The organism is Pseudomonas sp. St290 (assembly GCF_018325805.1).
GTDB lineage: Bacteria > Pseudomonadota > Gammaproteobacteria > Pseudomonadales > Pseudomonadaceae > Aquipseudomonas > Aquipseudomonas bijieensis.
In genome coordinates this window covers 5,392,097-5,405,966 of record NZ_AP014703.1, presented here as the reverse complement: position 1 = coordinate 5,405,966, position 13,870 = coordinate 5,392,097, and the positions used below count along the sequence as shown (strand labels likewise).

The 13,870-nt window shown below is 61.8% G+C and carries 13 protein-coding genes; 7 read left to right on the top strand and 6 right to left on the bottom strand.

Going from position 1 to position 13,870, the window contains the following annotated elements:
• Positions 1–101 precede the first annotated feature (101 nt).
• The 4 genes from PBDP_RS23600 (at position 102) to PBDP_RS23585 (ending at position 4,375) form a co-directional block, all read left to right on the top strand.
• Positions 102–1,205 (top strand): ABC transporter substrate-binding protein, encoded by a 1,104-nt coding sequence (locus PBDP_RS23600; RefSeq protein ID WP_109753762.1) that lies wholly within the window; start codon positions 102–104, stop codon positions 1,203–1,205.
• A 345-nt stretch (positions 1,206–1,550) separates the two neighbouring features.
• A complete protein-coding gene (locus PBDP_RS23595; RefSeq protein WP_176689203.1) occupies positions 1,551–2,459 on the top strand; it encodes an ABC transporter permease in 909 nt (302 codons plus the stop codon).
• Positions 2,456–3,304, top strand: a complete 849-nt coding sequence (locus tag PBDP_RS23590) for an ABC transporter permease (RefSeq protein WP_109753764.1) — start codon at positions 2,456–2,458, stop codon at positions 3,302–3,304. Before PBDP_RS23595 ends, PBDP_RS23590 begins: the two co-directional genes overlap by 4 nt.
• A 15-nt stretch (positions 3,305–3,319) precedes the next feature.
• Positions 3,320–4,375, top strand: coding sequence for an ABC transporter ATP-binding protein (locus PBDP_RS23585; protein ID WP_212801395.1), 1,056 nt, complete (start codon positions 3,320–3,322; stop codon positions 4,373–4,375).
• A 154-nt stretch (positions 4,376–4,529) separates the two neighbouring features.
• Here the strand turns inward: PBDP_RS23585 and PBDP_RS23580 are convergent, their stop codons facing one another.
• Positions 4,530–5,459 (bottom strand): AraC family transcriptional regulator, encoded by a 930-nt coding sequence (locus tag PBDP_RS23580; protein WP_109753766.1) that lies wholly within the window; start codon positions 5,457–5,459, stop codon positions 4,530–4,532.
• A 325-nt stretch (positions 5,460–5,784) separates the two neighbouring features.
• Between PBDP_RS23580 and PBDP_RS23575 the strand changes: the two genes are divergently transcribed.
• Together PBDP_RS23575 and PBDP_RS23570 are read left to right on the top strand one after the other, a co-directional pair.
• Positions 5,785–6,138, top strand: coding sequence for a putative quinol monooxygenase (locus PBDP_RS23575; protein WP_109753767.1), 354 nt, complete (start codon positions 5,785–5,787; stop codon positions 6,136–6,138).
• A gap of 43 nt (positions 6,139–6,181) precedes the next feature.
• Positions 6,182–6,415, top strand: coding sequence for a hypothetical protein (locus PBDP_RS23570; RefSeq protein WP_116834268.1), 234 nt, complete (start codon positions 6,182–6,184; stop codon positions 6,413–6,415).
• Between the two features lie 131 nt (positions 6,416–6,546).
• Here PBDP_RS23570 and PBDP_RS23565 read toward each other — a convergent pair whose 3' ends face one another.
• Entirely contained in the window at positions 6,547–7,167 is a 621-nt protein-coding gene (locus PBDP_RS23565) for a flavin reductase family protein (protein WP_109753769.1), read from the bottom strand.
• 167 nt (positions 7,168–7,334) lie between these two features.
• Positions 7,335–7,820 carry a hypothetical protein gene (locus tag PBDP_RS23560; RefSeq protein WP_116833346.1) on the bottom strand — a complete coding sequence of 162 codons (486 nt, stop codon included), beginning with the start codon at positions 7,818–7,820 and terminating at the stop codon, positions 7,335–7,337.
• Positions 7,821–8,149: 329 nt separating this feature from the next.
• Between PBDP_RS23560 and PBDP_RS23555 the strand changes: the two genes are divergently transcribed.
• Positions 8,150–8,908, top strand: coding sequence for a COG4705 family protein (locus tag PBDP_RS23555; protein WP_116833345.1), 759 nt, complete (start codon positions 8,150–8,152; stop codon positions 8,906–8,908).
• A 103-nt stretch (positions 8,909–9,011) separates the two neighbouring features.
• Here PBDP_RS23555 and PBDP_RS23550 read toward each other — a convergent pair whose 3' ends face one another.
• The 3 genes from PBDP_RS23550 to PBDP_RS23540 all read right to left on the bottom strand — a co-directional run bounded on the left by PBDP_RS23550 (position 9,012) and on the right by PBDP_RS23540 (position 13,834).
• Positions 9,012–10,331: an MFS transporter gene (locus PBDP_RS23550; protein WP_109753772.1), complete on the bottom strand. Its 1,320-nt coding sequence runs from the start codon at positions 10,329–10,331 to the stop codon at positions 9,012–9,014.
• 418 nt (positions 10,332–10,749) lie between these two features.
• Positions 10,750–12,075, bottom strand: coding sequence for a two-component system response regulator MifR (gene mifR, locus PBDP_RS23545; RefSeq protein WP_109753773.1), 1,326 nt, complete (start codon positions 12,073–12,075; stop codon positions 10,750–10,752).
• Entirely contained in the window at positions 12,068–13,834 is a 1,767-nt protein-coding gene (locus PBDP_RS23540) for a sensor histidine kinase (protein WP_109754015.1), read from the bottom strand. The genes mifR and PBDP_RS23540 overlap by 8 nt, the downstream gene beginning before the upstream one ends.
• Positions 13,835–13,870: the final 36 nt, after the last annotated feature.

Below are 13,870 nucleotides of genomic sequence, written 5' to 3'. Positions count from 1 at the left end.
GGCGGCAAAGCCCAAGCAATACGGGGGTTTGGTCGACGTCGAACGGTGCGGGCGCAACGGTTTTACCCACCTCATACTTAAAAAAATAAAGGGAGTCCTCCATGGGCGAGCATGATCTGAACAGACGTCAATTCATCAAGACTGCAAGTGTGGTTTCGGTAGCGGCGGCCGCCATGAGCGTGCCCTTCATCAGCGCCCGGGCCAGTGACACGCGGTTCGTTGGCAAGACCCTGCGTTTGCTCACCTGGTCCGATGACACCGGGCTGGCGGCGTTGCGCAACATCGCGGCGACCTTCGAGGCCAAGACCGGCGCCAAGGTCATCGCCGACCGCACCGGCAGCACATCGGAAATGGTCGCCAAGCTCAAGGCCGGAGGCGACCGGCCGCAGTACGACATCATCACCCTGGCAGGCGTCGGGGCCGAGGGCCTGGCTGCTGCCGGGCTGCTGGAAAAACCCGACCTCAATCGCATTCCCAACCTGGCCGACGTACCGGCGCAATACCGCACTGGCGCCGGCGGCCATGGCATCGGTTATCTGCTGTGGTGCAACAGCCTGGTCTACAGCACCCGGACCTTGAAACAGGCGCCGGACAGTTACGCCGCCCTGTGGGACGCGGACCTGGCGCCGAACATTTTCCTGCCGCCGCCGAACTGGACCGAGGCCATGGACCTGATCATCATCGCGGCCAAGCTGGCCGGTGGTGACGAGCACAACATCGAACCCGGCTTCAAGAAACTCGCCGAGCTCAAGGACCGGGTGGTGACCCTGGGGGAAAACCCGAACCAGATCGCCGAATTGTTCCGCACCGGTTCCCTGGACATGGGCGGGTTATACGCGCCGGCGTTTTTTCCCAAGCAGATCCGCGATCCGGCCTACAGCCTGGGGGCGACGTTTGGCATGAAGGAAGGTTTCTACACCGACCTGATGCTCTCGGTCATGCCGAAAAACCGCCCGGGCGACACCGACCTGGCCTACGCCTTCATCGACCACTCCCTCGACCCGCTAGTACAAGGCAAGATGGCCGAAGACATCTTCAACGGCCCGGTCAACGCCAAGGCCATCATCTCCGCCGAAGCGCGCAAGAGCCCGTACATCCTCACCCCGGAGCAAATCGCCGACAAGGCGATCATGCACGACAACGCCTTCCTGGCGACGGTGCATGACCAGTGGATTCGCCGGTACACGGAAATTTTCTCTTCCTGATTCGAGCGCCACTGTGGGTACGTGCATGGATTCTGTCTCCACCGCCGATCCACTGTGGGAGCGAGCTTGCTCGCGATAGCGGTGGGTCAGTGATGGAGATATTGCCTGGCCGAATCCATCGCGAGCAGGCTCGCTCCCACAGGGAATCGGGGGGCATGGATTCTGTGACCATTGGAGAACCACTGTGGGGGGGCATGGATTGTGTGCCCACCGCCGATCCACTGTGGGAGCGAGCCTGCTCGCGATAGCGGTGGTTCAACTGAAGGAGATATTGACTGTGCCTTGCTCCCACCGGGAATTGAGATTTGTGTTTGTTCTGTCGTTTTCCACTGACGAGACCTTGTTATGGAACACCAACCGTTAACCCATCCCCAAAGTGTTGCGCCGATACGTGCAACCCGGGGCATTTCGCCCACCCGCCGAGCCTGGCTTTTCCTGTCGCCGTCGATGTTGTTTCTCGGCGTGCTGATCGCCGCCAGCCTGTTGGTGCTGCGCATGAGCGTCGGCACCAAGGGCGCGGAGTGGAGCGGCTTCAGCCTCGCCAGTTACGGGCAGTTGCTGGAGCCCTATTACCTCAAGTCCCTGCTGCTGACTTTGCGCCTGGCATTGATTAGCGCAGTGATCGCCGTGCTGCTGGCGATCCCCGTGGCCTACACCATGTCGCGTCTCGCTTCGCCCTTGTTGCGACGGGTGTTCCTGGCGGCGGTGCTGTTGCCGCTGTTGGTCAACCTGCTGCTGCAAAGCTATGGCTGGCTGGTGATCCTCGGCCCGGCCGGCATGCTCAACCAGGCGCTCATGGGCTTGGGCCTGATCAAGCGACCGATCATGTTGCTGTACAACCAGAATGGCGTGCTGATGGGCTTGGTCCAGACCGCGTTCCCCCTGGCTGTGCTGCCCATCGCCAGTGCCATGCGGGGCGTGGCCCGCAGTTATGAAGAGGCCGCCGCCACCCTTGGCGCCAGCCGCTTCCAGGTGTTTCGCCAAGTGGTGCTGCCCATGAGCCTGCCGGGGATCATCACCGGCGCGACGCTGGTGTTTGCCTACAACGCCAGCAGCTTTGTCGTACCGCTGCTGTTGGGCGGTCGACGAGTGCCAATGCTGGCCGTGATGGTTCACGACCAGATCGCCCCGTTGATGAACTGGCCCGCCGCATCCGCCGCCGGGGTGGTGCTGATTGTCACCACGCTGATGATCATGACTCTGTCTGAATATTTCACCGGCCGTCGTCGGCGGATGCTGGAGGCTTCTCAATGAGCGCGTTGAGTAAAAAGCGCCAGTCGCTGTTGCCCGGCGAAACCGGGCGCGCCGTCGGGCTGCTGTCGGGTTTCATCCTGTTGCTGGCGGTGCTGCCGATCCTGACCATGATCGTCATGTCCTTCAGCGGTGCGGCGAACCTGGACTTTCCGCCGAGCAGCTACAGCCTGCAATGGTATCGGGCCGCCTGGCACACCTTTGTGTCGCCGGATGCCAGCGATGTGCTGAGCCTAGGCCAGGCCATGGCGACCAGCCTGTTGGTGGCCTGCCTGACCATGGTGTTCGCCACACTGATCGCGGTGCCGGCGGCCTACGCGCTGACCCGTTGCGAGTTCCGTGGCAAGGCCGTGGCGCTGCAACTGATGTCGCTGCCGCTGGTGTTTCCCATGGTGGTGCTGGGCTTGGCACTGCTGCTGGTGTTCGACAGCCTGCCGTTCCAGATGACCACCTCGCGGCTGGTCATTGCCCACGTCATTTTGGCCTTGCCGTTCGTGGTGAAGAACTGCACCGCCGCCATGCTCGGCATCGGCAGTGAAGTGGAAGAGGCCGCGCGCATGCTGGGGGCCACACCGCAGCGGGCCATCGTCGATGTGGTGGTGCCCTTGATGAAGTCGGGGATTCTCGCCGGGATGCTGTTGGCGTTCATCGTCTCGTTCAACGAGTTCACCGTGACCTATTTCCTCTACACCATCGATGTCATGACCGTGCCGATCTGGATGTACAGCCGCACCGTGTCGTCGCTGGACCCCACCGTTTTTTCGTTTGCCGTACTCATCGTGCTGATCGACTTCGTGTTGATCTGGGCGTTGGAGAAACTGGTAGGCGAGGGCGGCGTTTCCTTTTGATTTCGAGGTGAAGACATGACTGGACTGATACTGGAAAACGTCGAGAAACACTACGGCTCGGCCTGCGCGGTAACGGACGTGAACCTGCATTTGCCCGAGGGCAAGCTGGTGTGTTTCCTCGGACCTTCGGGCTGTGGCAAGACCACGCTGCTGCGCATGATTGCCGGCCTGGAAAGCCTCAGCGGCGGTGAAATTCGCCTGGATGGCCAAGACATCGGCCATACCCCGGCGCACCTGCGCAATTTCGGCATGGTGTTTCAATCGTTGGCGTTGTTTCCCCACATGACCGTCGGCGAGAACATTGCCTATCCACTGAAACTGCGCGGCGTGAGCAAGGTCGAGCAACAGGCGCGGGTGGTGGAGTTGCTGGAACTGATCCAGCTCCAGGCGATGATCGACCGGCCCGTGGCGAAGCTTTCCGGCGGCCAGCGCCAGCGCGTGGCGATTGCCCGGGCCATTGCCGCCCGGCCGAAAATCCTGCTGCTGGACGAACCGCTGTCGGCCCTGGACGCCAAGTTGCGCGAGTCGATGCAAGTGGAAATCCGCCAACTGCAACAGCGCTTGAACATCACCACCATTTTGGTGACCCACGATCAGCGCGAAGCCATGACCATGGCCGACATCGTGGTGGTGTTGGGTGAGCACCGGGTGCAACAGGTCGGTACGCCGATCGAGATCTACCGGCACCCGACCAATGAATTCGTCGCCGATTTCATTGGCTCAGGCAACATCTTTCCGGCGACCACCCTGGGTAACGGCCAGGTCGGGCTGCCGGGTGGGGACACGCTGGACGTGCCGGCCAGCCATAGCGTCAGCGCTGGCGAGAAGATCAAGCTGCTGGTACGTCCCGAAGACTTGCAACTGTCCTCGCCCCAGGTCACGGCGGGCAACCGGTTGCTGGGCAAGGTGACGTTCGTGCGGGACATCGGCGCCACCGTCGAGACCACGGTGGAGTGTTCCGGAATTTCGTTCACGGCGCTGAGCACGCCTTGCCAGGGCATGGACCTGGGCATTGGGCATGCGGTGTCGGTGACCATACCGGCGCAGGCGTGTCGGTTGCTGGGTGCCTGATCTCTAAAGATGTGGTGCTGCGGCTGGCCCCATCGCGAGCAGGCTCGCTCCCACAAGGGATCTTCAGTGAACACAAACTCTATGTTCACCGCAGTTCCAATGTGGGAGCGAGCCTGCTCGCGATGAGGCCGGTACAGACAACTCAAGAATCAGCTCAGACGGTCATCCGCAACCGCGCCAGATCCCGCAGCGGCGGCGCGCCGAACAACCGACTGTACTCGCGGCTGAACTGCGAAGGGCTTTCGTAACCCACCCGATAGCCCGCCGCCGAAGCTTCCAGCCCTTCGGCCAGCATCAGCCGGCGGGCTTCCTGCAAGCGCAGTTGCTTCTGATATTGCAGCGGGCTCATGGCAGTCATGGCCTTGAAGCGGTGATGCAAGGTCGAGACGCTGAGGTTCACTTCCCGGGCCAGGTCATCGATGCGCAACGGTTTTTCGAAATGGCCATTGAGCCATTTGATCGCCTGGCTGATGCGATGGCTCTGACTGTTGGCGATGGCGATTTCGTAGAGCCGATAGCCCTGTGGACTGCGCAGCAAACGGTAGAGAATTTCCCGACGTACCAGGGGCGCGAGCATGGCGATGTCTTTCGGGCTGTCCAGCAACCGCGCCAGGCGCAGCACGGCGTCGAGCGTCGGCGTGTCCAGGCGTTCGACATACAGCCCGCGCCCGGCGGGACGGGTCGGTACACCCAAGGGGCCGGCGTCGGCGATCAACGCGGTGATTTCCGCCGGGTCGATGTCCAGGCGCAAGGCCAGGATCGGCTCCTCGGGCGAGACGTTAGCGATGCAGCCACTCAACGGCATCGACACCGAGACCACCAGGTAATGCAGCGGGTCGTAGTTGAAAAATTCGTCGGCCAGGCGCACCTGCTTGCTGCCCTGGGCCATGATGCACAGCGCCGGCTGCGCCAGCACCGGGGCGAACTTTTGGGGCTTGCTGTGGCGCGACAGATTCAGCGAGCCGATGGCCGTGGCGTAGCTGCCGTCCTCGCTGGTATTGCGGTCGATGATCGACGCCAGTTCGGCGCGCTGTTGTTCCAGGTAGGGGTCCAGCGGGACGTGGGCGTGGTCGAGTGGCGACATGCCAGGATCCTCAGGCATAGGGGCGATGGACAAAGCTTATGTTTGTGCAAGGCGCAGCGGTAGCAACATCCTGTTGAAAGCTTGCCTGATCCTGCACGGCGCGAGGGGCCATAACGGTGCAATGCGCTGGAAACTTGCTTGAAACCTTTTGTTTCAACTTTCCGGGCCGTAAGCGAATCGATGGCGGATTTCGTGCTACCGATGCGCAGGATCGTGCAAGGGGTCGGCAGGAATCGACTAACGAAGCTGGCGTCGTGGCGCTTAACCTTTGATCCTGTCGCAGCCTGTCCCCGGCTGCACAACGGATTACCTGGGAGGGTTGAACATGACTACACAGATCCCCGTCAGCCACATGGCTTTTGTCCGCGCCCGCGGCGGTTGCTCCAAGCAACTGGGGGCGCGCCTGAGTACGTTGATCGCGCCTTCGCGCCAGGCTCCCGGTTGCTTGCACTTCGCCTTGCAGCAATCGCAATGCGATGCTGATCTGTGGTTGGTGTCCGGGCTCTGGGTCAACCAACCGTCGATGGACGCCTACTTCAATTCACCGGCCATGGCGATTTTCGCCGAGCTGGTGCAGGACCTGGTGGTGAGCAGCCTGGATTTCCACACGTTCCGCGAAGTCTCCGCCGCCCAGGCGACTGAAGGGTGCCTGGCGCAGGTACACAAACTGGCCGGTTGAGGGTTTAATGAGCGTCATTTTCCACCGCCAGGATGCACGAGATATGGCACGTAAAGCCTTTGAAACCTTTGAAGCTGTTTCCGCGGTCGTTCCCAATGAAGGCGGCGGCTACCATGCCGCCATTGCCACCAAGGCTATTGGCGGCTCCGGTGCGCCGCGTTTCAACAAGGTGCTTGAGGAGCAGACCTTCAAGACAGCTACCGAGGCCGACGATGCGGCCGCCGTGCAGTTGACCCATCTCAAGGGGGTCGACGACGAGGGTGGGTTGGTCTGGTAATCAGTATTTTGGGAGTTGCTTTTGTGGCGAGGGAGCTTGCTCCCGCTTGGGTGCGAAGCACCCACCAAAAAAGGGGCCGCTTCGCAGCCCAGCGGGAGCAAGCTCCCTCGCCACAGGGGGGCGCGCTGCTCCTACTTTGGGCGATGCATCTTGAACAACGCCTCAGGCCCCAACTGGAAGTAATCCGCCGGCCCGCCACCGCGCAAGATCGGCTCGGCGGCGGCAGTGTCGTACACCCCATCCTTCAACAGCCACTTGGCGATATGCACGGCGACCACTTCGCCGAGGATCAGCCAGCTCGGCACCAGCCCCTTGTCCGCTCGCTGCAATTGAATGATCTGCGTGACCTTGCATTCGAAGGACACCGGGCTTTCGGCGACGCGCGGTACCTGGATCACCCGTGACGGGGCGGTCGTCAAACCCGCCAGTTCGAACTCATTGACCTCCGGCGCGACCATCGCGCAACTCTGGTTCATCTGCTCGGCCAGCGGGCGCGTGGCCAGGTTCCAGGCGAACTCGCCGGTCTGTTCGATGTTGTTCAGGCTGTCTTTGCGCCCGACGCTGGAAAAACCAATGATCGGCGGGATGTAGTTGAAGGCGTTGAAGAAGCTGTAGGGCGCCAGGTTCAGGCGGCCCTCGGCATCCTGGGACGAAATCCAGCCGATGGGGCGCGGGCCGACGATGGCGTTGAACGGATCGTGGGGCAGGCCGTGACCGTTGGCAGGTTCGTAGAAATGGATGTCGTCGGGCATGGCGAGTGTTTCCTGGAAGGCATTCGTAGGCGGCCAATAGTGCAAGGCCGGGCCTTTTATTTCCAGATTTGGTTGATGCAAAAAGATCGCAGCTTTCGGCAGCTTCTACAGATTGAATACGGTCCTGTAGGAACTGCCGAAGGTTGCGATCTTTTGACGTTCAATCATTAACCAATCGCTTCGGCGGTACCGGTCTTGTCGAAACCATCAGCGGCGATGGCGTCGGCGGTACCGGTCTTGTCGAACCCGTCAGCGGCGATGGCGTCGGCGGTACCGGTCTTGTCGAACCCATCAGCGGCGATGGCGTCGGCGGTACCGGTCTTGTCGAACCCATCAGCGGCGATGGCATCGGCGGTACCGGTCTTGTCGAACCCATCAGCAGCGATGGCATCGGCGGTACCGGTCTTGTCGAACCCATCAGCGGCGATGGCGTCGGCGGTACCGGTCTTGTCGAACCCGTCAGCAGCGATGGCATCGGCGGTGCCGGTCTTGTCAAAGCCATCGGCGGCGTAGCTACCGGCATGGCTGCGTTCGATGGCAGCGCTGGCGCCCGAGCTGAAGGAAGCGGTACCAGTCTTGTCGAAACCGTCGGCGGCGAAGGTGTTGGCAGCCAGTACGGACAGGGTCAGGGCGAGGATCAGTTTGGTTTTCATGGTGGTCACTCCAGGTTCGTTGGCGATGTGTCTTGCATGGGTTGAATACTAAGCCAATTAAATTGATTGAAAAGCGCAAAATAATGCTAAAAACTATCGATTAAATCGATGTTAAGGGCGGCACATATAATTCGCTTCAGCAGTCGGAGCGAACCTTGCGCAGGTCATCGATTCAATGAGTTCAGGGTGTGGCAAGTGCATTAACGGGTGATTAATCGCCGTTCAATGACGGATTTTTCATACGTTGCCGACCTGTTTTTCACCGCTGCGATGTCAACTTGCTCCCACGGTTAGCCCCAAGAGTTGGCCGCCATCCTCTGGAGCCTGCGATGAATAAACTGCCTCAAATCACCTTGGCCTTTTGGGTCATGAAGATCTGCGCGACGACCCTGGGCGAAACCGCAGGGGATTTGTTATCGATGACCCTCAATGTCGGTTACGCCATCAGCTCGCTGATTCTGATCAGCGTGTTCGTCCTGACGCTGGTTACACAGCTGATGGCCAAGACCTACAAGCCGCTGCTGTACTGGATCGTGATCCTGTCCACCAGCACGGCGGGCACCACAATGTCCGATTTCATGGATCGCACCCTTGAATTGGGTTACGCCACCGGGTCGATGATCCTGATTGCGATTCTGTTGGCGATTTTCGCAGCCTGGCGCCTGAGCGGTGATTCGCTCAACGTCACCAAGGTGCAGACCTTTCGCGGCGAGATGTTCTACTGGATGGCGATTCTGTTTTCCAACACCTTGGGCACCGCGCTCGGTGATTACCTGGCCGACGACTCGGGGCTGGGATTTGCTGGCGGCGCATTGCTGATCAGCTCGACCATTGCCGTAGTCGTGCTGCTCAAGTACTTCACCAGGATTTCGTCGGTGGTGTTGTTCTGGATAGCCTTCGTGCTGACACGCCCCCTTGGCGCGACGCTGGGTGACTTGATGACCAAGCCTCATGAGAAAGGGGGGCTGGACTTCGGCACCGTCGGCTCATCGGCGGTGTTGGCGGGGATACTGATCGTGATGGTCGCCGGCGCGGCGTATGCGCAGAACCGTTATGGCAACAGGCAGCGTGCGGCTGAGTTGAGCTGATTACCGCGCCGCCGCTCCCACAGGTTCGGCGCAAATCCTGTGGGAGCGAGCCTGCTCGCGATGGGGCCATCACAGCCACCGTTGCAGTGACTGTGGAACCCTGTCAGTCGGTGACGATCCGCGAGTGCTTGCGGGTGTCTTTCATGGTGATGTACACCAGCAGCGACACGGCGATGCACGCCGTCACGTACCAGTAGTAGCCGGTTTCCATGCCGATGCTCTTGAACCACAGCGCGATGTATTCAGCGGTGCCGCCGAAGATCGACACGGTCAGCGCGTAGGGCAGGCCGACGCCCAGGGCGCGGATTTCGGTGGGGAACAACTCGGCTTTTACCACGGCGTTGATCGAGGTGTAGCCGCTGACGATGATCAGTGCGGCCATGATCAGGAAGAACGCGCCCCACCAGGTCTGGATGGTGTGCAGAGTGGTGAGGATTGGCACGGTGCACAGCGTGCCCAGGATGCCGAAGGCAATCAGGATCGGCCGGCGTCCGATCTTGTCCGACAGCCCGCCGATTACCGGCTGCAGGCACATGAACAGGAACAGTGTGGCGGCGGAAATGGTGGTGGAGTCGGAGATGCTCATGCCGACGGTGTTCACCAGGTATTTCTGCATGTAGGTGGTGTAGGTGTAGAACGCCAGGGTGCCGCCCATGGTCAGGCCGACCACGGTCATCAGTTCCTTGGGATGGCGCAGCAAGGTGCGCATGGCGCTTTCCTTGGACTTCTCTTTCTTGGTGAACGACTCGGTTTCCTCCATGCCGCGACGCAGGTACAGCGCCACGATTGCGCACAGGGCACCGATGGCGAACGGGATGCGCCAGCCCCAGGCATACAGTTGTTCGGTGGTGAGGAACTGTTGCAGCACGATCAGCACGCCCAGGGCGATGAGCTGGCCGGAGATCAGGGTCACGTACTGGAAACTGGAGAAGAAGCCGCGACGTTCCTTGGTCGCCATCTCACTCAGATAGGTCGCCGAGGTACCGTACTCGCCACCCACCGACAGGCCTTGGAGCAAGCGGGCAAACACCAGCAGAATCGGCGCGCCGACGCCGATGGTTTCGTAGCTCGGGCTCAGGGCGATGATCAGCGAGCCGAAGCACATCAGGTATACCGACGCCATCAACGCCCGCTTGCGTCCGGCGCGGTCGGCGTACAAGCCCATCAACCAGCCGCCGATCGGGCGCATCAGGAAGCCTACAGCGAAGATCGCGGCGGTGTTGAGCAATTGGGCGGTGGTGTCGCCCTTGGGGAAGAAGACTTTGGCGAAGTACAACGAGAATGCGGCGTAGACGTACCAGTCATACCACTCGACCATGTTGCCGACCGAACCGCTGAAGATCGATTTGATCCGGCTGGCGGTGGTTCTTTCACGGGCGGGCACGGCAGCCGACCCAAGGGGCAGGGCGTTGGAGTTGTCCATTGAAGGATCCTTCGTTTAATTGTTTTTGTGGAGCGCGTGGGAACGCAGCCTGACAGGGCTATAGCAGGAGCTGTGCCAGCGGCTGGAGGGCCGGGCTAGAGGGGTTTGCGGCGCTGGATGAGCGGGAATCCGCTCATTGTGACTGGGGGTGTGGGCGGGAATCCGCTTATTCGGGCATGGATGTGTTGTCTGTACCGGCCTCATCGCGAGCAGGCTCGCTCCCACATTTTGGCCGGTGTACAGATAACCCTGTGGGAGCGGGCTTGCTCGCGAAAGCGGTGTGTCAGCCCATTCAATACCGACTGACTCGACGCCTTCGCGAGCAAGCCCGCTCCCACATTTGTCCGGCGTACACATCACCCTGTGGGAGCGAGCCTGCTCGCGATGGGCCGGTACAGACACAGCAAATTCAGCGGCCCTACAAAAACATCTCCCGACTCAACCCATGCCGCTGCATCTTTTCATTGAAGGTGCGGCGTGGCAGTTGCAGTTCTTCGAGCACCGCTTTCACATCCCCTCTGTGCCGCGTCAGGGCGGCGCGCAGGCATTGGGCTTCGAAGGCTTCCTGTTGGGCGGCGAGGGACTGGCCGGGTTCGGTGTCCAGGGCCTGCGGTTGATCCAGCCCCAACACCTGGCGTTCGGCGACGTTGGCCAGTTCGCGCACGTTGCCCGGCCAGTCGTGGCTGAGCAGGTGGCTCAATTGCGGGCCGCTCAGGGGGGCGGCGGCGCGGCCCAGGCGTTCGGCGGCGTTGTGGGTGAAGTGCTCGAACAGCAGGGGAATGTCCTCGCGTCGTTCCCGCAGCGGTGGCAGGCGCAGCTCGGCGATGTTCAGGCGATAGGCCAGGTCTTCGCGAAACCGCCCGGCCCGGGCTTCGTCCAGCAGGTCGGGCTTGGTGGCGGCGATGATGCGCAGGTCTACTTGAATGCTTTGGTTGGAACCCAGGCGTTCGAGCTTCTGTTCCTGCAATACCCGCAGCAGCTTGACCTGCTGGGCCAGGGGCATGCTCTCTATTTCGTCGAGAAACAGTGTGCCGCCGTCGGCGTATTCGAGTTTGCCGATGCGTTTGCCTTGGGCGCCGGTGAAGGCCCCGCTTTCATGGCCGAACAGCTCGGCCTCGAACAGCGCTTCGGGAATGGCCGCGCAGTTCAACGCGACGAAGGGTTTGCTCGCCCTCGGGCCAAAGTCGTGCAGGCAACGGGCGACCAATTCCTTGCCGCTGCCGGTTTCGCCACGGATCAACACGTTGACCGGCAGCGCTGCCAAGTCCAGCACCTGGCGTCGCAGGTTTTGCAGTGCCCGCGACACACCCAGCAGCGTCCCGTCGAGCCGGGCCCGAGCGTCGGCCTGCTCATGCAGGCGTCGGTTCTCCAGGACCAGGGTGCGCTTATCCAGGGCCCGGCGCAGGCTGCCGAGCAAGGCTTCGGGGCTGAAGGGTTTTTCCAGGAAATCGTAGGCGCCGTCGCGCATGGCCTCCACGGCCATAGGTACATCGCCATGGCCGGTGAGCAGAATCACTGGCAGGTCCGGATCGCGTCGCTGCACTTCGGCCAGCAGTTCCAGGCCGCTGAGGCCGGGCATGCGCACGTCGCTGAGGATCACCCCGGGGAAATGTTCCGGCAACTTTGCCAGGCATTCATCGGCGCGGCTGAACAGCTGCACCTGGAATCCCGACAGGCTCAACCATTGCTCGACAGCACTGCGAATGCTGCCTTCGTCATCAACGACCATGACTGAATCAAGCATGCAGTTGAGCCTCCTGATCGATGGGCAAGGTCACGCAGAATACCGCGCCGTGCTCATGGTTGTCCGCGCTCAGGCGGCCACCGGATTCATGAATGATCGCAAACGAAACCGCCAGGCCCAAGCCCAGGCCATCTCCCACGGCCTTGGTGGTGAAAAACGGATCGAATACCTGGGCCAGGTGTTCCTCGGCGATGCCGGTGCCGCTGTCACTGACGGTCAGGCGCCACAATTGATCATCGGCTTCCAGGCGCACTTCCAGGCGTTTGAGGGGGTGGCCGGCCATGGCGTCGAGGGCGTTGCGCAGCAGGTTGATCAACACCTGTTCGAGGCGGATCGCATCGCCGCGCACCCACGCCGGGCGGGTCAGGTGCAGCACGGTGCTGACCTGTTCGTCGCGCAGGCGCGTGTCCAGCAGTTGCAGTGCCTGGTCCACCACTGCCGCCAGGTCCAGGCGTTCGCGCAGGCCGCTGGGGCTTTTGCGGGCGAACGTCTTCAGGTGGCCGGTGAGGGCGGCCATGCGGGTCAGCATGTCGTCCACCGGTTTGAGGGCCTTGTAGGCATCGTCGATCCGACCGTGATCCAGTAGTAAGCGCAGGGTTGCCAATTGCATGCGCTGGGCGGTCAAGGGCTGGTTGATTTCATGGGCCAGCGCCGCCGACATCTGCCCCAGTGCCGCCAGCTTGGCCGATTGCACCAGCCCGTCCTGGGCGGTGCGCAGGTCCCGGGTCCGCTCCTCCACCAGCCGTTCCAGCTCTTCGCGGCTGCGCTGGCGCAATCTTGCCAGGCGCCAGCGCTGGTTGAGAAACAGCAGCAGAAACACCAGCGCCAACCACAACCCGGCGGCGGCAAGCCCGGCGTTGCGACGGTCTTCGAAAGCGATCTGCGGACGGCGCAGCAAATGCAGCGTCCAGCCTTCGGCGGTCAACGGCAAGGATTCCCACAGGTAGTCCGTCGAGCCGTCGAGGGACTCGACACGGGCCAGATGGCTATTGTCATCGAAGCGCCGCAGCGACTCATAGGCCAGCGGTTGCAAGGGTTGTTTGTCGTATTGGCGGGTGGCCTTGAGCTCGGCGCGGTCGCTGTCGCTCAGTGGCTGCAAGTGGCGATAACGCCAGCCCGGGCGGTTGGCGATGAAGATGATGCCTCGGGCATCGCTGACCAACAGGGTGTCGCTGCCCTGGCGCCATTCACGCTCGATCTCGGGAAACTCCAGTTTCACGACCATGGCACCAAGAAATTCGCCGTTGTCGCCCGTCACTGCGCTGGAAAGGAAATACCCCGGGATGCCGCTGGTCACGCCCACCGCGTAAAACCGCCCGGTGCCTTGGGTGCGGGTCTGGAGGAAATAGGGACGAAAACCATAGTTGTGCCCGACGTAGCTGCTGGGCAGGCGCCAGTTGCTGGCCGCGACGGCCAGGCCGGTGTGGTCGAGCAGTTCCAGGGTGGATGACTGGGCGGCGCCATTGATCTGTTCCAACTTGCGGTTCAGCGCGTCCTGCTGCGCTGCACTGACGGGGCCCTTGAGGGCCGAACGCAATTCCGGGTCCAGCGCCAGCACGGCGGGCAGGGCGCGGTAACGTTCGATCAGGGTGTGCAGCGAAGTGGCGTACAGCGCCAGTTGCTGGTTTGCGCGGCTGGCATCTTCTTCCAGGGCCGCGCGTTCGGCATGGCGTATGGCGAAGGTGGCGGCAACCGCCGCGCCGGTGAGGATCAGCAAGGTGTACAACGACAGACGCAAGGTACGGGTAGTTGGTAGCATGCTGGCGTAAACCAGTGGAAAGTCGGGCGGGCACGA

What these genes read in the sequence shown, in the direction of transcription:
- PBDP_RS23600 (WP_109753762.1), top strand. Translation starts at nt 102, where the DNA reads ATGGGCGAGCATGATCTGAACAGACGTCAATTCATCAAGACTGCAAGT.
- PBDP_RS23595 (WP_176689203.1), top strand. Translation starts at nt 1,551, where the DNA reads ATGGAACACCAACCGTTAACCCATCCCCAAAGTGTTGCGCCGATACGT.
- PBDP_RS23590 (WP_109753764.1), top strand. Translation starts at nt 2,456, where the DNA reads ATGAGCGCGTTGAGTAAAAAGCGCCAGTCGCTGTTGCCCGGCGAAACC.
- PBDP_RS23585 (WP_212801395.1), top strand. Translation starts at nt 3,320, where the DNA reads ATGACTGGACTGATACTGGAAAACGTCGAGAAACACTACGGCTCGGCC.
- PBDP_RS23580 (WP_109753766.1), bottom strand. Translation starts at nt 5,459, where the DNA reads ATGTCGCCACTCGACCACGCCCACGTCCCGCTGGACCCCTACCTGGAA.
- PBDP_RS23575 (WP_109753767.1), top strand. Translation starts at nt 5,785, where the DNA reads ATGACTACACAGATCCCCGTCAGCCACATGGCTTTTGTCCGCGCCCGC.
- PBDP_RS23570 (WP_116834268.1), top strand. Translation starts at nt 6,182, where the DNA reads ATGGCACGTAAAGCCTTTGAAACCTTTGAAGCTGTTTCCGCGGTCGTT.
- PBDP_RS23565 (WP_109753769.1), bottom strand. Translation starts at nt 7,167, where the DNA reads ATGCCCGACGACATCCATTTCTACGAACCTGCCAACGGTCACGGCCTG.
- PBDP_RS23560 (WP_116833346.1), bottom strand. Translation starts at nt 7,820, where the DNA reads ATGAAAACCAAACTGATCCTCGCCCTGACCCTGTCCGTACTGGCTGCC.
- PBDP_RS23555 (WP_116833345.1), top strand. Translation starts at nt 8,150, where the DNA reads ATGAATAAACTGCCTCAAATCACCTTGGCCTTTTGGGTCATGAAGATC.
- PBDP_RS23550 (WP_109753772.1), bottom strand. Translation starts at nt 10,331, where the DNA reads ATGGACAACTCCAACGCCCTGCCCCTTGGGTCGGCTGCCGTGCCCGCC.
- mifR (WP_109753773.1), bottom strand. Translation starts at nt 12,075, where the DNA reads ATGCTTGATTCAGTCATGGTCGTTGATGACGAAGGCAGCATTCGCAGT.
- PBDP_RS23540 (WP_109754015.1), bottom strand. Translation starts at nt 13,834, where the DNA reads ATGCTACCAACTACCCGTACCTTGCGTCTGTCGTTGTACACCTTGCTG.